At 43.7% G+C, this 20,724-nt stretch carries 15 protein-coding genes and 8 tRNA genes; 2 read left to right on the top strand and 21 right to left on the bottom strand.

Features of this window, described 5'->3' with window-relative positions; genetic code table 11:
* Positions 1-144 precede the first annotated feature (144 nt).
* The gene (gene ffh, locus MCT08_RS12970; protein WP_053311344.1) at positions 145-1,527 is read right to left on the bottom strand and encodes a signal recognition particle protein; all 1,383 of its coding nucleotides are present in this window, start codon (positions 1,525-1,527) and stop codon (positions 145-147) included.
* A gap of 300 nt (positions 1,528-1,827) precedes the next feature.
* On the opposite strand from ffh, the gene MCT08_RS12975 reads away from it, so the two are divergent.
* Positions 1,828-2,622 carry a cytochrome C assembly family protein gene (locus tag MCT08_RS12975; protein ID WP_274678548.1) on the top strand — a complete coding sequence of 265 codons (795 nt, stop codon included), beginning with the start codon at positions 1,828-1,830 and terminating at the stop codon, positions 2,620-2,622.
* A gap of 91 nt (positions 2,623-2,713) precedes the next feature.
* A complete protein-coding gene (locus tag MCT08_RS12980) occupies positions 2,714-3,985 on the top strand; it encodes an HlyC/CorC family transporter (protein ID WP_168523329.1) in 1,272 nt (423 codons plus the stop codon).
* Positions 3,986-4,237: 252 nt separating this feature from the next.
* Here MCT08_RS12980 and luxS read toward each other — a convergent pair whose 3' ends face one another.
* The 20 genes from luxS to alaS all read right to left on the bottom strand — a co-directional run bounded on the left by luxS (position 4,238) and on the right by alaS (position 20,680).
* Positions 4,238-4,756, bottom strand: a complete 519-nt coding sequence (gene luxS / locus MCT08_RS12985) for an S-ribosylhomocysteine lyase (protein ID WP_053311347.1) — start codon at positions 4,754-4,756, stop codon at positions 4,238-4,240.
* 17 nt (positions 4,757-4,773) lie between these two features.
* Positions 4,774-5,379: a transglycosylase SLT domain-containing protein gene (locus tag MCT08_RS12990; protein WP_171979599.1), complete on the bottom strand. Its 606-nt coding sequence runs from the start codon at positions 5,377-5,379 to the stop codon at positions 4,774-4,776.
* Between the two features lies 1 nt (position 5,380).
* The gene (gene gshA, locus MCT08_RS12995; protein ID WP_274678549.1) at positions 5,381-6,946 is read right to left on the bottom strand and encodes a glutamate--cysteine ligase; all 1,566 of its coding nucleotides are present in this window, start codon (positions 6,944-6,946) and stop codon (positions 5,381-5,383) included.
* A 106-nt stretch (positions 6,947-7,052) separates the two neighbouring features.
* Entirely contained in the window at positions 7,053-9,908 is a 2,856-nt protein-coding gene (locus tag MCT08_RS13000; RefSeq protein WP_274678550.1) for a M16 family metallopeptidase, read from the bottom strand.
* Between the two features lie 9 nt (positions 9,909-9,917).
* Entirely contained in the window at positions 9,918-10,379 is a 462-nt protein-coding gene (locus MCT08_RS13005) for a YqaA family protein (protein WP_053311351.1), read from the bottom strand.
* Entirely contained in the window at positions 10,373-11,323 is a 951-nt protein-coding gene (locus tag MCT08_RS13010) for an NADP-dependent oxidoreductase (protein ID WP_168523335.1), read from the bottom strand. The genes MCT08_RS13005 and MCT08_RS13010 overlap by 7 nt, the downstream gene beginning before the upstream one ends.
* A gap of 116 nt (positions 11,324-11,439) precedes the next feature.
* Positions 11,440-12,570: a sodium ion-translocating decarboxylase subunit beta gene (locus MCT08_RS13015; protein ID WP_053311353.1), complete on the bottom strand. Its 1,131-nt coding sequence runs from the start codon at positions 12,568-12,570 to the stop codon at positions 11,440-11,442.
* 9 nt (positions 12,571-12,579) lie between these two features.
* Positions 12,580-14,364, bottom strand: a complete 1,785-nt coding sequence (gene oadA / locus MCT08_RS13020; RefSeq protein ID WP_274678552.1) for a sodium-extruding oxaloacetate decarboxylase subunit alpha — start codon at positions 14,362-14,364, stop codon at positions 12,580-12,582.
* 30 nt (positions 14,365-14,394) lie between these two features.
* Positions 14,395-14,652, bottom strand: a complete 258-nt coding sequence (locus MCT08_RS13025; protein WP_053311355.1) for an oxaloacetate decarboxylase subunit gamma — start codon at positions 14,650-14,652, stop codon at positions 14,395-14,397.
* Between the two features lie 369 nt (positions 14,653-15,021).
* A tRNA-Arg gene (locus MCT08_RS13030) sits at positions 15,022-15,098 on the bottom strand.
* Positions 15,099-15,163: 65 nt separating this feature from the next.
* Positions 15,164-15,240 (bottom strand) — tRNA-Arg (locus MCT08_RS13035).
* Between the two features lie 64 nt (positions 15,241-15,304).
* Positions 15,305-15,381, bottom strand: a tRNA-Arg gene (locus MCT08_RS13040).
* 67 nt (positions 15,382-15,448) lie between these two features.
* Positions 15,449-15,525: transfer RNA gene (locus MCT08_RS13045), tRNA-Arg, on the bottom strand.
* Positions 15,526-15,590: 65 nt separating this feature from the next.
* Positions 15,591-15,667: transfer RNA gene (locus tag MCT08_RS13050), tRNA-Arg, on the bottom strand.
* 67 nt (positions 15,668-15,734) lie between these two features.
* Positions 15,735-15,827: transfer RNA gene (locus MCT08_RS13055), tRNA-Ser, on the bottom strand.
* A gap of 31 nt (positions 15,828-15,858) precedes the next feature.
* Positions 15,859-15,935: transfer RNA gene (locus MCT08_RS13060), tRNA-Arg, on the bottom strand.
* 41 nt (positions 15,936-15,976) lie between these two features.
* A tRNA-Ser gene (locus MCT08_RS13065) sits at positions 15,977-16,069 on the bottom strand.
* A 346-nt stretch (positions 16,070-16,415) separates the two neighbouring features.
* Entirely contained in the window at positions 16,416-16,613 is a 198-nt protein-coding gene (csrA, locus tag MCT08_RS13070; RefSeq protein ID WP_009847619.1) for a carbon storage regulator CsrA, read from the bottom strand.
* 91 nt (positions 16,614-16,704) lie between these two features.
* Positions 16,705-17,892, bottom strand: coding sequence for an aspartate kinase (locus tag MCT08_RS13075; RefSeq protein ID WP_274678553.1), 1,188 nt, complete (start codon positions 17,890-17,892; stop codon positions 16,705-16,707).
* A 205-nt stretch (positions 17,893-18,097) separates the two neighbouring features.
* Positions 18,098-20,680 carry an alanine--tRNA ligase gene (alaS, locus tag MCT08_RS13080; protein WP_274678554.1) on the bottom strand — a complete coding sequence of 861 codons (2,583 nt, stop codon included), beginning with the start codon at positions 20,678-20,680 and terminating at the stop codon, positions 18,098-18,100.
* Positions 20,681-20,724: the final 44 nt, after the last annotated feature.

Genomic DNA, 20,724 nt, shown 5'->3' on the forward strand with positions numbered 1-20,724 from the left:
TCGTGCCAAAATAAAGCCTCGGAATTTTACTCTTATTCCGAGGCTTTGCAAGGGGTTTAGCTATTTTTTCACCAGCAGAAGCGTTTAGCTTTTGCAGTGATTCATATCACGCTTTAGAAATTTTAAGCGTAGCAGTTAGTTAGATTAGCGACCGAAGAAGCCGCCTCCGCCCATACCACCCATTCCGCCCATCATACCTTGCATGTTGCGCATCATGCCTTTCATGCCACCCTTTTGCATTTTCTTCATCATTTTCTGCATTTGAGTGAACTGTTTTAGCAAGCGATTGACATCTTGTACCTGCGTACCAGAACCCGCTGCAATCCGTTTCTTGCGCGAACCTTTGATCATGTCCGGATGTTGGCGCTCTTTCATCGTCATTGAGTTAATGATTGCTTCCATCTGTTTGAAAGCTTTGTCATCGACGTTATCTTTTACATTAGCAGGAAGATTTGCCATGCCAGGAAGTTTATCGAGCATGCCCATCATGCCGCCCATGTTTTGCATTTGACCAAGCTGTTCACGAAAGTCTTCTAAATCAAAGCCTTTTTTCTCTTTGAATTTCTTCGCAAGCTTCTCTGCTTTTTCATGATCGACATTGCGCTGCAAATCTTCAATCAGAGAAAGGACATCCCCCATCCCCAAAATGCGTGATGCAATACGGTCAGGGTGGAAAGGTTCAAGTGCATCGGTTTTCTCACCGACACCCAAGAATTTAATCGGTTTACCAGTAATATGACGAACAGAAAGCGCTGCACCACCACGGGCGTCACCATCGACTTTAGTAAGAATCACACCGGTTAATGGTAGAGCATCACCAAACGCTTTCGCGGTATTGGCAGCATCTTGACCTGTCATGGCGTCAACGACAAACAGTGTTTCTACTGGGGTAATAGCAGCATGAAGCTCTTTGATCTCCCCCATCATCTGTTCATCAATCGCCAAGCGACCTGCGGTATCGACGATCAGTACATCAAAAAACTGTTTCTTAGCATGATCAATAGCGGCATTAGCAATATCAATTGGCTTTTGATCAGCAGATGAAGGGAAGAAATCAACACCGAGTTCAGAGGCTAAGGTTTCTAACTGTTTAATCGCAGCAGGGCGATAAACGTCAGCAGATACAACCAGTACTTTCTTCTTATCACGCTCTTTTAATAATTTAGAGAGCTTCGCAACGCTGGTTGTTTTACCTGCACCTTGTAAACCCGCCATTAAAATAACAGCTGGTGGCTGAGCCGCTAGGTTGAGAGCTTCATTCGATTCTCCCATCACAGCTTCAAGTTCAGCTTGAACAATCTTTATGAATTCTTGGCCTGGTGTGAGTGACTTTGATACTTCAACACCAACCGCACCTTCTTTAACGCGCGCCACGAAATCGCGCACAACTGGTAGTGCAACGTCAGCTTCAAGCAACGCCATGCGTACTTCGCGCAACGTTTCTTTAATATTGTCTTCTGTTAGACGGCCTTTACCGCTGATATTTTTCAGCGATTTGGATAGTCGATCCGTTAAATTCTCAAACATCTTTGTCTCTTCGCTAATTCGGCGATTAATGAATGTGAGTATACCTTAGCCAATCTAATAGTCATACCCATTGAAGTCTCGTGATGAGTGACTTGAATGCCTAATATTCAATATTGGGGGGTGGAAATTGACTTTTCAATGAGCGCAAAACCATAGAGGCGAAAACCTGCACACTGCAATATCCATAAGGCTGTAATATAAAATGGGATAGCGATATAACAAATCAATCAAGATCCGTCATAGCCCATTATCGTGATGCAAGGTATAATTCATTAATTCAGAAACCATTTTGTGAGATGTATGGAAAACTTAATCGCAATAGTTGCCGCTGTTTTGTATTTTTTATCCATCGCGACCATTGTTCCTGGTTTGGTAAATCAAACCGGTATTAGAACAAAAACCGTGCTGCTTACTGCCGTATGTGCGCTTGCTTTTCATGCATGGTTATTAAGTGACTTAATACTAGATACCAGTGGGCAAAACTTAAGTATGCTCAATGTGGCATCATTGATTAGCTTTATCATCTCTTTAGTGATGAGCGCTGCTATGCTCAAAACTCGCTTATGGTTTTTACTGCCAGTGGTTTATAGCTTTGCTGCAATAAATTTAAGTGCGGCTGCATTTTTACCGAGTACTTTCATCACACATTTGGAACACAACCCAAAATTGTTGGTGCATATTTCACTGGCTCTATTTTCTTATTCAACGCTTTCTATCGGTGCACTATATGCAGTGCAACTCGCTTGGCTTGATTACAAACTGAAGAAAAAGAAAATGCTGACCATCAACCCTAACTTACCACCACTGTTAATGGTCGAACGGCAGCTGTTTAAAATCATCTTAATCGGTAATGTATTACTAACCGGGACCTTAATTACCGGATTTGGCTTTGTGCAAGATATGTTCGCACAAGGTAAAGCTCACAAAGGTATTTTATCTTTCATCGCTTGGATTGTTTACTCGGTCTTACTGTGGGGACACTACCATAAAGGTTGGCGTGGTAGAAAAGTCACCTGGTTTGCAGTTGCAGGAGCAACCCTACTAACACTGGCTTATTTTGGCAGCCGTTTTGTTAGAGAGATAATCTTAAACTAATGAATTTATACTGATGGTATAAATTCTTAATTGACACCAAGACCCTATTCGGTCATTAATTAAACACACTCTAATAAGGAAACTATACGTTTTGGACGACATTTCAACGGGTATCTTGTTTGCACTACTCGCGGGTCTCATCGTAATTTCGGGTTATTTTTCAGGTTCAGAAACAGGCATGATGTCCTTGAACCGCTACCGCTTAAAGCACCTAGCCAATACAGGCCATAAAGGAGCAAAGCGTGTAGAAAAGCTCCTTAATCGTCCAGATCGCCTTATCGGTTTAATCCTTATCGGTAACAACCTAGTCAACATTTTAGCATCAGCAATTGCGACTATTATTGGTATGCGCTTGTATGGCGACTTAGGTGTCGCCATTGCCACCGGTGCTTTAACATTAGTTGTACTGGTCTTTGCTGAAGTCACACCAAAAACTTTGGCTGCGCTGTATCCTGAACGCGTCTCATATGCCAGCAGCGTCCTACTAACGATTTTGATGAAGGTACTCTCACCGTTAGTGATGTTTATAAATTTTATCACCAATGGCTTTATCCGTTTGCTAGGCGTAAAAGCAACACATGGTGGTGATGATCACCTCAGCTCTGAAGAATTACGCACGGTGGTAAATGAAGCGGGTGGGCTTATTCCTCGTCGCCACCAAGATATGCTGCTGTCTATCCTTGATTTAGAGCACGTCACCGTCAATGACATTATGGTACCTCGTAATGAAATTACTGGTATTAACATTAACGATGACTGGAAGTCGATTATTCGTCAGCTTACTCACTCACCGCATGGACGTGTCGTATTGTACCGTGACAATATCGACCAAGTTGTCGGTATTCTACGCCTGCGCGATGCGTCCCGAATCATGATGGAAAAGAACGAATTTACGAAAGAAATGATTTTGCGCGCCGCCGATGAAGTCTATTTTATTCCAGAATCAACCCCACTTAATGTTCAGCTCCTTAAGTTCCAACGTAATAAAGAGCGCATTGGTTTGATTGTTGATGAATATGGCGATATTAATGGCCTCATCACTTTGGAAGATATTCTTGAAGAGATCGTTGGTGAATTTACCACCTCGATGGCACCGAGCCTTGCCGATGAAATTACACCACAAAGCGATGGCAGTTTCTTAATAGAAGGCAGTGCTAATATCCGTGATATCAACAAAGGCTTAAAGTGGAAACTGCCAACCGATGGTCCAAGAACGCTCAATGGCTTAATCTTGGAACACCTACAAGATATCCCTAGCAGCCACCTTAGCGTCCGAGTATCCGGTCATGCCATGGAGATATTGGATGTCGAAGAAAACCGCATAAAACAGGTCAAAGTATTCCCACGTAAAGCCAAAAAATAATACCAATCACAGTAAATAGTGATCAGAAATAGCGCAGGAAAAAGGCTTGAGAACAAGGCAGGATTTTTCGATAAGTAGTTATTCTACAATCAAAAATTCTAACGCAGTTATCGAGCATTTTAACCAGCTAGGATGAACAGTTATTTACTACGATTGGTATAACATCAATTATTGATAGCAATCACTGGTCAATAGAAAAAGGGCTTAGTCTGCGACTAAGCCCTTTTTTACATGCTCAAAAAACTAAGCAAATTAATCGACTTTAAGTTCTTTTAGCATTGATTCGGGCAATGCTAACTCATCATTTTTATTCACTGAAATACCAGCAGCAATAATTGCATTAGCAATTTCTTTCGCTTCAATCAGTGAGTGCATGGATGCGGTACCACATTGATATTCGTTGAGTTCTGGTATTTTGTCTTGGCTTTCGACTTTAAGTACATCTTGCATCGCTGCCAACCACGCTTGCGCAACCTGTGCTTCTGTTGGCGTACCAATCAAGCTCATGTAAAAACCAGTACGGCAGCCCATCGGTGAAATATCGATAATCTCAACATCACGACCATTCAAATGCGCACGCATGAAACCTGCGTATAGGTGCTCTAAAGTATGAATACCTTTCTCTGAAAGAATATCCTTATTCGGTGCCGTAAAACGAAGATCAAACACGGTGATCGTATCCCCTTTAGGGGTTTGCATGGTTTTCGCCACGCGTACAGCCGGTGCATTCATTCGTGTATGATCAACGGTAAAACTATCGAGTAGTGGCATTTCCTTCTCCTTGCTGATTAAAAAAACCAGCTTCTATTGTTTTCTAATTCCTGGCGGCATTGTTTCAACTGCCATCCGTAATCTTTTGCTTGCTGTTCAACTTTTCGCGCAACTTTTATCAGCGACGGCTTGGCTTGGTAACTCTTGCGTTTATAGCCACCACGCCCTTCATGATAAGCCAAATACTGGTTGTATGGATCCCACTTAGAAATTCCTAGAGTCCGTTGAGTTTCCGTCGTGTACCAACCAATAAACATCAATGAATCATCAAAATTAGTACGAGAACCACCATTATTCGTCGCTTTTTGAAAATCCGCCCATGCAGGATCTTGAGCCTGAGCATAACCGTAGGCACTGCTGACTCTTCCCCATGGAATAAAACCTAATAGATAATCTTTAGGTGGTCGAGCATTATGGCGAAAGCTACTCTCTTGCTTCACAATCGCCATCGCAACATTAATCGGGGTTCCCCATTTCTCTTGCATATCGAGCGCATCTTCATACCATTTCGGTTTTTCACGAAAGATATCGCACAAATTATGTTGCTGCTGAGGTGGAGCACTGGCACAGCCTGCAAGCAAAGTAGCGCTCCCGACGACGACGCCAACAAGTCCTTTTTTCATATTACTTTAGATATGAAAAGTAACTTTCAAGAAAGTCATCAAAGCTTTGAGTGTCACTTTGCTCAACGTTTTGCTGCGCTGCACGCGACCCTTTAACTTCTTGTTCCATTATCGCTTCAGAATAAATATGATAGTCATGGTTTAAGTTGGCTTGGCGATACTCATTGCCTAATGCCGCCCCTACCTTACCAAGACCACCAAACTGCTTTGTTTGCTCAAGAAGTTGCGCTGAAAATGTCAAAGACGGATCATCAATCCACGTTCTCAACTTAGCACATACATCTTGGTATGCCGTTCCATTCTGTGCCGAATCCATCAGCTCTGCGATCTTCACGAGATCATCAAACACGCGATGTGCCCATGCTTGTAATGTCAATTTTTCACCACGGCAACCAATTTGTAATTGCAAGCCTGGTTTACGCCCTTCTAAAATGACTTTATTCCAATTGTCTCGCCAGCAGGCAAGCTCACAATTATCCATAGGATCTGAATCGGATAATGCCGTCCACGTAAGGAAAAGATCTAAGAAACGAACTTGATCTTCCGTAATACCTATTGGGCTGAATGGATTTACATCTAACGAGCGAACTTCAATATATTCAACACCACCTCGCGCTAACGCTTCCGATGGTTTCTCGCCACTCTTCGCCACTCGCTTCGGACGAATAGGCGCATACAGTTCGTTTTCAATCTGCAATACATTGCTGTTTAATTGACGATATTCAGAACCGACTTTCACGCCCAGTTTCGCAAACTCGCTAGAAGGTGTTCGAATCGCTTGGTTTAGACCTTCTAGATATTGCTCAAGGCTATTAAAACCAATTTTCAAACCACTTTGTGCACTGTTTGTATAGCCAAGGTCACTCAAACGTAGTGAGGTCGAATAAGGGAGATATAGGGTTTTACCTATATTTTCAAAGGGTAGTTTGGTTTCACGATCGCGAATGAATGATGAACACAGTGCCGGTGAAGCACCGAAGAAATACGGGATCAACCAACCAAAACGATAGTAATTGCGGATAACACCAAAATAAGCGTCTGATTTCGTCGCTTCACGTTCTGATTCAGCTTGTTGTCCGTACAATGCATCCCAAAATGACTCTGGAAAAGAGAAATTAAAATGTACCCCTGAAATAATCTGCATCAAGCTACCGTAGCGACGCTTTAAGCCTTCACGGTACAAGGTTTTCATCTTACCTGAGTTAGATGAACCGTATTGTGCCAGTTGAATATCCTCTTCACTACCGACATAGCAAGGCATCGACAATGGCCATAGCTTTTCATCACCTAACTTAGTTTGAGTAAAGTGGTGAAGATCCGAAAGTTGGGCCAGTAATGTCGAAACATCATTCGAAACAGGGGTAATAAATTCAAGCAACGACTCTGCAAAATCTGTGGTAATCCAACGGTTAGTTAATGCAGAACCGAGAGATTCAGGATGAGGAGTCAGAGCGATGGATCCCTCCGGAGTGTAGCGCAACGTTTCACGTTCAACGCCTCGGCCAAACTGCTTAAACACTTCAGGGTTCTTGGTGACTTGTTCAAGTCGTGCGGCAAAATTAGTCAAAATAATGATTCGCTTATATGTGTAATGATCCGAATGGAAGTGGCTCTAACTCATGGAGAGATTAGAATGGAGGCAAATAAAAATCTGCCTCCTATTTATGTGTACTCTAACGGATGATTTCAAGCTCTTCCACGGGAATATCTAACTTTTCTAATTGAGGCTTTAGCGTTTTCGCATCGCCAACCACAATTATTTGATAATCCGTAGGTGAGAACCATTTCGCTGCTAATTGATTGAGCGTTGATTTTTTAACGCTTTCGACCAACTCGTTGCGCTGTTGTAAATAGTCATCATCTAAACTGTAGGTCAGTATACTGCTCAACAGTTGTGCTTTTTGGGCTGGTGTTTCATAAGTTAGTGCATCTTGTTGACCGACCGCAAGGCGCATAAATTTCATTTCTTGATCAGTTAATCCACTTTGACTGAATTTTTGCATCTCTTTTTGCATTTCAATAATCGACGCAATGGTTGCATTCGCTCTCACCTGAGCATTAAAAACGATTAAACCCACCTCACGGTTACTTGCAAAATGGCCGCTAGCGCCATAGGTATAGCCTTTATCTTCACGCAGGTTCTGATTAATTCTGCTATTGAAGTTACCCGCTAAATTAAAGTTAGCAAGTTGACTAAGAAATAACTCATCCGTTGCATCAAAAGGTAAACCTTTACGAACAAAACGAACCACGCTTTGCGGAGAATCGGGCTTATCCACTAAATAGATTTTTTGTGTTTCAAGTGGAGTGACGATCTGAGGTCGAAGTAATGGTGACGCCTCACCACGCCATTGTTTAAAAAAGACAAGTTCATTAGCCACTTCTTGCTTGGTGATATCACCCACAACAACAATCTGCGCACCATGTGGTGTGTAATGCTTTGCGTAAAAGCGTTTAACATCCGCCAATGTCAGGTCAGATAAAGACTGCTGCGTACCTTCACTTGAGCGCGCAAAAATCGATTGACCAAATAGCACTTGGCGAGTGGCTTGTGACGCCAACCAACTTGGTTTTTGATGTTGATAAACCAAACCTTCAAGCATCTGTTTCTTTAGACGTTCAAAATCACTCTCTTTAAAAGCCGGATGGAATAATACTTCTTCAACCACATCCAATGTCGCTGGTACGTTTTTCTTCAAGCTCGAAATCACGATACTCGTTGAATATTCATTCGCATTAACACTGATGGTTGAACCAAGTTGATCTAACTGAGCTTGAATGGTTTCCACCGACCGCTTAGTTGACCCTTCTTCTAATAGTGCTGCGGTTAAATTAGCTAATCCCTCTTTGCCACGAGCAACATGTCGCTCACCTGCCGGTAAGTTGATAGCAATCAACACTGTTGGTGTTTCACTAGTCTCCGTTCCAAGTAACTCAGTGCCATTGTCAAAATAGAGCTCATACAACGGTGGCATTTGTGCTTTCACGCCTTGCGCCACTTGCGGCATGATTGAACGATCAAAGTCATCCTCAACCTGACGATAATCAAGTTGGTCATCACTGATTTTCAGATGCTCAGGCAAGGTTCTATTCGGTGTCGTAAAATTCGCTTTTTGAACCGCTAAATCAATGCGATTTTTAGGCACAACACTCAAGGTTACTTTGGCTTTACTGGCTAGGAAATTCTGATAAGCCGCTTGCACAGATTGTGGTGATACTGCGTGGAGCTGGGCAAGTTGCTCTTCAATGCGGTCGGGCTGCCCATAGAAAGTTTCATTGGAAGCCAATTGCGTCACTTTACCAGCGACACTTTGCAGTGCAAACACCGCATTGGCTTCCGCCATACCGGTTATTTGATCTAAACGGCTTTGCTCAACACCTTGTTGATTAAATTTGTCGAGGCTTTGCATCAACTCTTGATATAAAGAAGCGAGTTGAGCTTTATCACCCGATGGAGCCATCGCATAAACATAAAATGTACACGCCAATTCGGCGCACTCTTGGAATGCTCCGGCATCCACCGCTTTTTGGCTCTTCACTAGATCTTGGTAAAGAACACTATTGGTACCACTGCCCAATACTTTCGCCAATGCATCTAATGAAGGCTGGCTGGAAGAGCCGCGATACTCGGTCGGCCAACCAACAACAACCATCGGTTGCTGAATGCGATCTTCTAAAGTAATGAAACGATCTTGCGACAAAGTTACCGGTTGTTTAGGCGCATTTTCTACATCTGGCCCCTTTGGAATTGAACCAAAGTATTTATTTATCCACTCTAATGTTTGGTCAACATCGATATCGCCACCGATGGTTAACACCGCGTTATTTGGCCCATACCAACGAAGGAAAAAGGCTTTAAGATCATTAACATCGACTCGATCAAGATCCTCGACATAACCTATGGTCTGCCATGAATATGGATGACCTTCAGGGTACATTGCCTCACCGATTTTTTCCCACATCAACCCATAAGGACGGTTGTCATAATTCTGCGCGCGTTCATTTTTTACCGTATCGCGCTGAATTTCAAACTTACGCTGCGAAACTGCATCAAGCAAAAAACCCATTCGATCGGACTCTAACCACAACATTTTCTCAAGTTGATTGGCAGGCACAGTTTCATAGTAATTCGTTCGGTCACGGTTGGTTGAGCCGTTTAAGGTTCCTCCAGCTTCAGTGACAATTCGGAAATGTTCTTGGTCACCGACATGCTCTGATCCTTGGAACATCATGTGCTCAAAGAAGTGCGCAAAACCCGATTTACCGACTTCTTCACGGGCAGAACCCACGTGATAAGTCACATCGACATGCACTAAAGGATCGGAATGATCTGGTGAGAGCACCACTGTTAAGCCATTATCGAGACGATATTTTGAGTAAGGGATCATCACCTTTCCAGGTTGCGCATCGACTTGCTCAACCAAAGTAACCCCTTCAGGTATTGATGAAAAAAAAGATACGGGTGCAGTCGTGGAAGTACAGCCATAAACGGCGATAAGAGAAAAGGCACCCAGCCAAATTTTTCTCATAACATCTCCTTAGAAAAAACCATAATAAATTGCGGTCAGCAGGGTATAACGAAGAGCCTTACCAATCAAAATCATCATCAGTGTGGGGAAAAATCGCATTCGTAACCAACCGGCAGCAAGACAAATAGGGTCACCAATAATCGGTAACCAACTGAGTAATAAAGCCCAATAACCGTGCTTATTCAGCCAAGCTAAAGCTTTATGACCATGTTTCTCGCTATCAGTTCGATTGGGTAGCCAAAATCCAAGCCAATAATTGGTTAAACCGCCTAAGGTATTTCCCAATGTCGCCACAGAAATAACCACAAAAGGAGAGAATTGATTGAGGCTTAGCGTTGCAATAAGGCCAGCCTCAGAACCACCGGGCAATAACGTGGCACTTAAAAAGCCACCAATGAACATGACCCAAAGCGCTGAGTCAGAAAACCATAGAGCAATCTGTTCAAACCATGAGTTAAAAAACTCTAGCATTGCATATCAAGTAGCACCTTGCCTCGTGTATGACCAGTCTCGATTTGTTGATGAGCAGCCACCGCCTCATCTAGTGGATAAATATGTTGAATTTCAGTTTTGAGTAGGCCAACACTAACCATATATAGCATAGTGTCTAGCTGCTCTGGATTAGGGTCAACGAGCATTCCAGTTGCTTCAAAACCCAATAATTTGGCTTTTTCACAAATCAACTCGGCGCTTAAAGTCGGCACCGTAACCACACGCGCTTCATCTTTTAAGCACTTCAGTGCATCCAAAGCGGCATCACCGCCGACTAAATCAATCAATACATCCACTTCTTCTAAACGCTGAGAAACTGGTGCAAAATTATAATTGATGGCATGGGCACCTAATGTCGCCAAATAGTCGAGATTAGACTCGCTGCAAGTGGTATAAACTTCCGCTTTTGCAGCTAATGCAATTTGTACCGCGAGATGACCAACCCCACCAGCACCGGCTAAGATAAGCACCCTATCGCCTTCTTTAACTTGAGCTTTATTTAAGGCTTGCGCCGCAGTCTGCCCAGATAACGGCAACACCGCTGCAGCCTCTAAAGTAACAGCGTCAGGTACTAAACTCAGCTCGGTTTCCGCTACACAAATATATTGGCTATAACCACCACCACGGAGTGGAAAACCAACAAAGCCTGCAACATTATCCCCCACCTGAAAGCGTTGGCTTTGCTCACCTACTTGGATAATGCAACCAGCAATATCATACCCAGGAACCCAAGGCAGATTATCTTTATTTTGTGCGGCAGCCCAACCAAGGCCCGCCCGAGTTTTAACATCAATAGGATTGACACCTGAAAAGGCAACTTTAACCAGAACTTCTCCAGCTTTGGGGTGAGGCAGGTCATTGGTCTGAATAGCGAGAACATCAGGTCCACCAAACTCAGTAATTGCGATCTGTTTATTTTTCATTTCAAACTTCCCTATTGATAAAAAAAGGGATGCCTCAGCATCCCTTTGAATATATACCATTTTATTGTTTCTGGTTACTTTTTAGCTCGCAAAATAACCATCCACACTTTCAATAATTACCCCACAAGAGCAAGCAAAACGCCCGCAGCGACTGCCGAACCAAGCACTCCTGCTACGTTTGGTCCCATTGCATGCATTAGTAGGAAGTTTTGAGGATTCGCCTCAAGACCAACTTTATTGACGACTCGAGCGGCCATTGGCACAGCCGATACCCCAGCCGCACCAATTAATGGGTTAATATCCTCTTTAGAGTATCGATTCAATAGTTTAGCCATCAACACACCGCCTGCAGTACCAATACTGAATGCCGCCGCACCGAGTGCCAAAATTCCTAATGTCTCTAGGTTAAGAAATTTATCCGCTTGCAATTTGGAGCCAACACCAAGCCCTAGGAAGATCGTTACAATGTTGATCAACTCGTTTTGCGCGGTTTTAGAAAGGCGATCAACTACGCCCGCCTCACGCATCAAGTTACCCAAACAGAACATCCCCACCAAAGGTGTCGCAGAAGGCAAAAAGAGAACTGTCATCATTAGTACGGCCATCGGAAAGAGAATTTTCTCTGCCTTTCCAACATGACGAAGCTGAGCCATCTTAATTTTACGCTCTTCTGGCGTCGTCAAAGCTTTCATTATTGGTGGCTGAATAATCGGCACTAACGCCATGTAGCTATATGCAGCAACCGCAATGGCACCTAATAGATCGGGGGACAATCGACTGGCCAAGAAGATAGCCGTTGGACCATCTGCCCCACCGATAATTGCAATGGAGGAGGCGTCTGCCATGCTAAATTCCATCCCCGGAATATAGTTCAGCATGATCGCCCCAAACAAGGTAGCAAAGATACCAAACTGAGCCGCCGCCCCTAACCATAAGGTTTTCGGGTTAGCAATTAATGCTCCGAAGTCTGTCATTGCGCCTACTCCCATAAATATGAGTAACGGGAAGACCCCGGTCTCAATACCTACGTGATAAACGTAATAAAGCAGCCCACCCGGCTCGGTAAAACCTGCATTAGGAATATTCGCTAATATTGCACCAAAACCAATCGGCAACAGTAACAAAGGCTCAAACCCCTTGCGGATAGCCAAAAACAACAGCAAACAACCGACGGCAATCATGCACAACTGGCCTAACTGAAAGTTAGCAATGCCCGTTTCAGACCATAAGATCAGTAGTCCTTCCATGGTACTCCCTTACGCTAAGCTTAGTAGTGGTGCGCCAACAGTGACTGCATCGCCTTCTTTAACATGAAGATCCTGCACCACACCACCACGAGCAGCGCGAATTTCAGTTTCCATCTTCATCGCTTCAAGAATAACCAATACATCTCCTTCAAGCACTTCAGAGCCCGCCTGCACATTAACCTTGAAAATATTACCCGCTAATGGAGAAGGTACGGCTTCTGCATCACTAGAAGATGCAGCAGCTGGTGCTGTTTGCGGCTGCTGGTTTTGAGAAGGCGTCACTGAAGTTAACTGCCCTTGAGGACCGACTTCAACATCGTAGACTTGTCCATCCACTTTCACGCTGTAGGATTCAATACCACCACAAGCAGTAACAGCCGCAACCGGTGCTGGTTGAGCAGACTCTAATGTTGGCGCAGGTTCAAAAGCATCTGGGTTATGACGATTTTTCAGGAACTTCAGGCCCACTTGAGGAAACAGGGCATAAGTCAGCACATCATCCACTGTATCTTCAGCTAAAGAGATACCTTCCACTTTCGCTTTTTCTAGAAGTTCTGTGGTTAATAGATCCATTTCAGCATCAAGTAAGTCAGCAGGACGACAAGTGATAGGTGCAAGGTTACCAAGCACTTTTTCTTGCAGCGCTTTATTTACTTCTGCTGGCGTTGCGCCATATTCACCTTTTAGCACACCTGCTGTTTCTTTAGTGATACTTTTATAACGCTCGCCAGTGAGCACGTTGATAACCGCTTGAGTACCGACAATTTGAGAAGTCGGTGTAACCAATGGGATAAATCCTAAATCTTTACGTACGCGTGGAATTTCTTCCAACACCTCATCAAGGCGAGCAGCAGCTCCTTGCTCTTTAAGTTGACCTTCCATGTTGGTTAGCATACCACCAGGAACCTGAGCGATAAGGATACGTGAGTCGACACCCTTTAATTGACCTTCCCACTTTGCGTATTTTTTACGTACTTCGCGGAAATAAGTTGCGATCGGTTCAAGTTGAGTCAAGCTAAGGCCGGTATCACGCTCAGTACCCTCTAGCATCGCTATCACGGTTTCTGTTGGGGTATGACCATAGGTTTGGCTCATTGAAGAGATAGCGGTGTCGAGAATATCAATGCCCGCCTCAACAGCTTTGACAGCCGTAGCCGCAGACAGGCCAGTTGTCGCATGGCTGTGCAACGCTAATGGCACATGACAAGAGGCTTTAATTCGAGTAATGAGCTCTTCTGCTTCATAAGGCTTAAGCAAACCAGACATATCTTTGATACACAAAGAATGGCAACCAAGGTCTTCCAAACGCTTAGCGAGATCAACCCAAGTATCAGCATTGTGAACAGGGCTCGTCGTGTAGGATAAGGTTCCTTGCGCATGAGCACCAACATCGATGGTTGCCTTAACCGCTTTCTCGAAGTTACGAACATCATTCATCGCATCAAAAATACGAAATACGTCCATACCATTGGCATGGGCACGTTCAACAAATTTCTCGACAACATCATCTGCATAGTGGCGGTAACCTAGCAGGTTTTGTCCGCGCAATAGCATTTGCATGGGTGTATTTGGCATCGCTTTTTTCAGTGCTCGCAAACGCTCCCATGGGTCCTCCCCAAGATAACGAATACAAGCATCAAATGTTGCGCCCCCCCAAGTCTCTAAAGACCAGTAACCAATTTTATCCAGCTCTGCCGCAATAGGCAGCATATCTTCGATACGCATACGAGTGGCAAATAGTGACTGATGCGCATCACGAAGGACCACATCGGTAATCGCTAGTGGTTTAGACATGCTCATTAACTCCTTTTAATACTTTAAAAACTATTTGGCTGAAGCTGAACGATACTGATGTACCGCAGCGGAAATCGCCGCTACTACCTGAGGGCTAACAGCTGAAGGGTTTGATTGAACCTTTCGGTTCTGAGTAGGTGCTGCGATCGGCTGTGGTACTTCTTCTGGTACCAGTTTGGACATTAACCGAACGAGATAAACAAGAATTGTTAGGAAAATAAAGACAACAGCCATCCCCGTCACCATAAGGGTTGCTGCGTCAACTAACAGGCTTCCAATATTAGTCATGTTGCTTCCTTTCTGTGTCATCCTGACAACAATTGTCGAGGATTTCAGCAAATACGATCCTGACAAGCGGACTAGGATTATCTCGATTGGTTAATAATTGTCAATTTTGTTTAAGGAACTCTTGTAGATAACACACAAAAACGGTGAATAAAGCGTCACACAAACAACAAAACTCTGAATTATTCGCATTTTGGCAAGCATTTAACTAACCAATATGGCTACGTTAATCAAAAAAGAGGGCTAATACTGGGAGGAAGTTAAAACATTGCCAATTAATCAGGAAAAACAATCAGTTGTAAAAACCAAATTAACAAAATGGCAACAATTTTTAAACAAAAAAGCCCCGCATGATGCGAGGCTTTCAATTGATGGCGCGTCCTGGAGGATTCGAACCTCCGACCGCCTGGTTCGTAGCCAGGTACTCTATCCAGCTGAGCTAAGGACGCACAAGGTTTCAACACTGAGTAATTATAAATAACCTTCAATGTTAGGATCATTGACCCTTAATAAGTGGCGCGTCCTGGAGGATTCGAACCTCCGACCGCCTGGTTCGTAGCCAGGTACTCTATCCAGCTGAGCTAAGGACGCGCAAGGTTTCAACACTGAGTAATTATAAATAACCTTCAATGTTAGGATCATTGACCCTTAAAAGTGGCGCGTCCTGGAGGATTCGAACCTCCGACCGCCTGGTTCGTAGCCAGGTACTCTATCCAGCTGAGCTAAGGACGCGCAAGGTTTCAACACTGAGTAATTATATAAATAACCTTCAATGTTAGGATCATTGACCCTTAATAAGTGGCGCGTCCTGGAGGATTCGAACCTCCGACCGCCTGGTTCGTAGCCAGGTACTCTATCCAGCTGAGCTAAGGACGCACAAGGTTTCAACACTGAGTAATTATAAATAACCTTCAATGTTAGGATCATTGACCCTTAATAAGTGGCGCGTCCTGGAGGATTCGAACCTCCGACCGCCTGGTTCGTAGCCAGGTACTCTATCCAGCTGAGCTAAGGACGCGTAAGTTTGTGAACTATATCACAAATTATTTATTTCGGAACAAAAAAATTGACCGAAGGTCAATAAATGGCGGTGAGGGAGGGATTCGAACCCTCGATACGGCTACAAACCGTATACTCCCTTAGCAGGGGAGCGCCTTCGGCCTCTCGGCCACCTCACCGCATTTTCACATTCAATCTAAAGAAAGAATATGGCGCGTCCTGGAGGATTCGAACCTCCGACCGCCTGGTTCGTAGCCAGGTACTCTATCCAGCTGAGCTAAGGACGCACATTGATCTTTATTTGGGTGCAAAACCAAACAAGCAAGAATGGCGGTGAGGGAGGGATTCGAACCCTCGATACGGCTACAAACCGTATACTCCCTTAGCAGGGGAGCGCCTTCGGCCTCTCGGCCACCTCACCGTCTTGCGGAGGCACATATTACTTTTTACCAAAAATATGTCAAACATTTTCTTGGTAAAAACAACAAAAAACAAGTCAAACGTTGGCTATTTAATCAAAGCGCTGTGAATTTGAACTTTTTATATCAATCAACGTAAATAAGTGCTCAGAAATAGCGTACAAAAAAGCTTGAGAACAAGGCAGGGTTTTTCGATAAGTAGTTATTCTACAATCAAAAATCTAACACCGTCATCAAGTGTTTTAACAAGCTAGGATATCCAATCATTTACTACGATTGCTACTCGCCATATTAAGGACTTTGGTGCATAAAAAAGGCTAACGAAATTCGCTAGCCTTAATCTGATAATTAGTAGTTGCCAGGTGCAACGTTACCATTACCTTTTTCAGCTTGAATGCGCATGTAGATTTCTTCACGGTGAACAGAAACCTCTTTCGGGGCATTTACACCTATGCGTACTTGGTTACCTTTTACACCAAGTACTGTTACTGTCACTTCATCACCGATCATTAGTGTTTCGCCAACGCGGCGAGTCAAAATTAGCATTCTTTGCTCCTTGAGTAATCTCTGTATTATCTTGCAACTAGGCTATTATCCACCAAAAGTTATATTTTCGTAAACTCTCATTGGTGTCTGATCACCCTAAAAATGCTTGTTTCGGGTGAAAGTCTAATAGTTCGTCCGACGTTATATAGGCATCGTGCAGAATATTTGCCGCTTTATTTACATATTGTGGTTCTACAACCAACATTAAAGATTGCTTACCTACTGAAAGATAGCTCACCCCAACGCCGTGATCTGCCAATAGCTCACATGAACGTTCAACCAGATCCTGAGCTAGTAAACCTACCGTGGTTAATAAACTAACCTGCTCACTATTACGGATTTTGTCATCGAAAACCAGAGCTAATTTAGCGCAGGCATCCTGTTTTATAATGACACCTGTCCATTCTGTTTCCTCGATCACACTCCACACTTCAATACCCAGCATTTGACATTGCTTAGTTAGACTTGAAAAGTGCTCCGGCTGAACGGTAATTAATGCCATCTCTCGCTGTATCGCAATACCGCAAACGGCTTTATTACACTGCTGCCCTTTAATTAGACTACCTGAATTTAAATCAAATGTAGAAAGAACTCGCAGCGGTACTTCATTTTCCCAAGCATATTGAACACAAGGTAAATGCAATACTTTTGCACCCTTACGCGCCATTTCTTCCATTGATGGAAAATCGACAATATCTAACTTCTGAGCCGTTGGAACGACACGTGGATCACATGTGTAAACTCCATCGACATCGGTAAATATTTGGCACTCATCGGCTTTGAGAGCTCCTGCCAGTGTCACAGCACTAGTATCAGAGCCTCCACGTCCTAAAGTGGTGATATCCCCATTCTCATTCATACCCTGAAAACCGGCAACGACAACAATTTGCTCTTGTGCTAGTAACTCAGTAATCGTTCGAGTATCAATAGTTTTAATCGTTGCGTCATTGTGCTGATTGTCTGTCACAATATTCGCTTGAGCTCCGGTTAGTGAGCGCGCAGCATGACCTAATTTATTCAACGTCATTGCTAAAAGTGCCATAGACACTTGCTCACCAGCAGAGAGCAAAACATCAAGTTCTCTTGCCGTTGGTACACTGTCGACTTGTTGGGCTAGGCCCAGTAATCGATTTGTCTCTCCAGACATAGCAGAAACCACGACAACAACTTGATTACCATCATTCTTCGCCTTAATGATGTGTTCAGCGACGGTATGAATTCTTTCAATTGAACCTACCGAGGTTCCGCCAAACTTTTGCACGATAAGGGGCTTTTTCACCGATCTTCACCTTCCCAAGACCAAAGTCTCATTCGGACCAAACCAATAGCTAATAAACCAGTTGACTATCGATTTAGTAGTTACAAAAATAAAACCAAGCAGATAATTGGCTTTGTATGATTTTAAGCCAATTAAACCACTTGGTTAGACAAATAAAATTACGCCCAATCAAAAAATATCAATTGAGCGAGATTAATTACATCGGTTATAGGCGCTCAGCGATCCAAACGTCTACTGACTCAAGTGCTTTAGGTAGCGCTTTTGCGTCACTACCACCAGCTTGAGCCATATCCGGGCGACCGCCACCTTTACCGCCAACCTGCAAAGCAACCATATTAACTAGCTCGCCAGCCTTCACTTTAGCGGTAAGATCTTTTGTCACACCAGCAATTAGGCCAACTTTATCATCTGCTACGTTACCAAGCATGATGATGCCGCTACCCAACTGATTCTTCAGTTCATCAACCATCCCACGCAACGCTTTGTTGTCTGCGCCATCAAGTTGAGCAACTAAAACTTTCACTCCAGCAATCTCTTTGACATTACTGATGAGATTTGCGCTTTCTTTTGCAGCAAGTTTATCTTTCATCTGCTGCAATTCTTTTTCAAGCGACTTGGCCTTGAGTGCCATGTCAACCATTTTCGCTTCATATTGAGCATGCTGATGATCCAGTAAATCAAGAGCACCTTCACCAGTTACCGCCTCAATACGTCGAATTCCGGCTGCAATACCACCTTCTGAAACAATCTTAAATAGGCCGATATCACCAGTGCTATTGGCATGAATACCACCGCAAAGCTCAGTTGAGAATTCACCCATCGACAACACGCGTACTTCATCATCATATTTCTCACCGAAAAGTGCCATTGCGCCTTTTTCTTTCGCTGATTCAATATCCATGATGTTAGTTTCAATCGTATGGTTACGTCGAATTTGAGCATTCACCAGGCGTTCAACTTCTTTTAGTTCAGCTGGTGTTACCGCTTCTAGGTGTGAAAAGTCGAAACGCAAGTTTTCAGCTTTAACCAACGACCCTTTCTGTGCTACATGTGAACCCAATACTTGGCGAAGCGCAGCATGTAATAAGTGAGTGGCTGAGTGGTTCAGTGAAATGGCTGCACGGCGTTTTTCATCGACTAACGCTTCTACGCTATCACCGCTTGCCAACACGCCTTCCACTAATTCACCGTGGTGAGCAATAGCACTACCTAATTTTTGTGTATCTTCAACTTTAAACAGACCGGAATCCGTTTTGATAACACCGGCATCGCCACACTGACCACCAGATTCAGCATAAAACGGCGTTTCAGCCAATACGATAATTGCTTTATCTCCGGCAGAAAGTGAGTCAACTTGCGTACCTTCAACAAAAATAGCTTCAACGTGGCTTTCACCTTTTGTTGAGCTGTAACCACAAAAATCAGTATGCGTATCGACTTTAATTAATGTGTTGTAATCGGTGCCGAATTGACCAGCTTCTCGTGCACGTTGGCGCTGTGCGTCCATCGCTTTTTCAAAGCCTTCTTCATCAATAGACAGACCACGCTCACGTGCAACATCATTAGTTAAATCAGCAGGGAAACCGTAGGTATCATATAGTTTGAATGCAGTTTCACCGTCGAGAACTTTGCCATCTAAACTATCCAGAGCATCGTTTAGAATCGCCATACCACGCTCAAGCGTGCGACCAAAGTTTTCTTCTTCAATACGCAATACTTTTTCAACGAGCGCTTGCTGCTTCTTAAGCTCTTCACCAGCGGTTCCCATCACTTCAGCTAAAGGCCCCACCAGTTTGTGGAAAAATGCACCTTGGGCACCCAGTTTATTTCCATGACGGACAGCACGGCGAATTATACGACGAAGCACATATCCACGGCCTTCATTGGATGGCATAACACCATCAACAATCAAAAAAGCACACGAACGAATATGATCAGCAACAACGCGCAAAGATTGATTAGAAAGATCCTCATAACCCGTTACTTCCGCGGCAGCTTTAATCAGAGTTTGGAATACATCGATTTCATAGTTTGAATGAACGCCCTGCATGATGGCAGAAATACGCTCAATCCCCATTCCGGTATCCACTGACGGTTTAGGCAAAGGTTCCATCGTGCCATCAGCATGACGGTTGAATTGCATGAATACGTTGTTCCAAATTTCGATAAAGCGATCACCGTCTTCTTCTGGAGACCCCGGAGGACCGCCCCAGATATGATCACCATGATCGTAAAAAATTTCAGTACAAGGCCCACAAGGACCTGTGTCACCCATTTGCCAGAAGTTATCTGACTCGTAAGCTTTACCACCCTTTTTGTCGCCGATACGAATGATACGCTCAGCAGGTACACCTACTTTCTTATTCCAAATATCAAAGGCTTCATCATCGGTTTCATATACGGTGACAAGTAGACGCTCGGCTGGCAATTTTAGTGTTTCAGTCAAAAACTCCCACGCGTATGCAATCGCATCATCTTTGAAATAATCACCAAAGCTGAAGTTACCCAACATTTCAAAGAATGTATGGTGACGAGCAGTGAAACCAACGTTTTCTAAATCGTTATGTTTACCACCGGCTCGCACGCAACGCTGTGCAGTTGTGGCACGCGTATAGGCACGTTTTTCTAAACCTAGAAAACAATCTTTAAATTGGTTCATCCCTGCATTTGTGAATAACAGAGTTGGATCATTAGTCGGTACTAATGATGAACTATCAACAATTTGGTGTCCTTTATTTTCAAAGAACGAGAGAAACGCGCGGCGAACCTCATCAGTGCTCATAAACATGCAGCTCTTCCTGAAATACTCAAGTTAGAATTTTGCGTTATTGT

The organism is Vibrio aestuarianus (genome assembly GCF_028858425.1).
Classification (GTDB): domain Bacteria; phylum Pseudomonadota; class Gammaproteobacteria; order Enterobacterales; family Vibrionaceae; genus Vibrio; species Vibrio aestuarianus.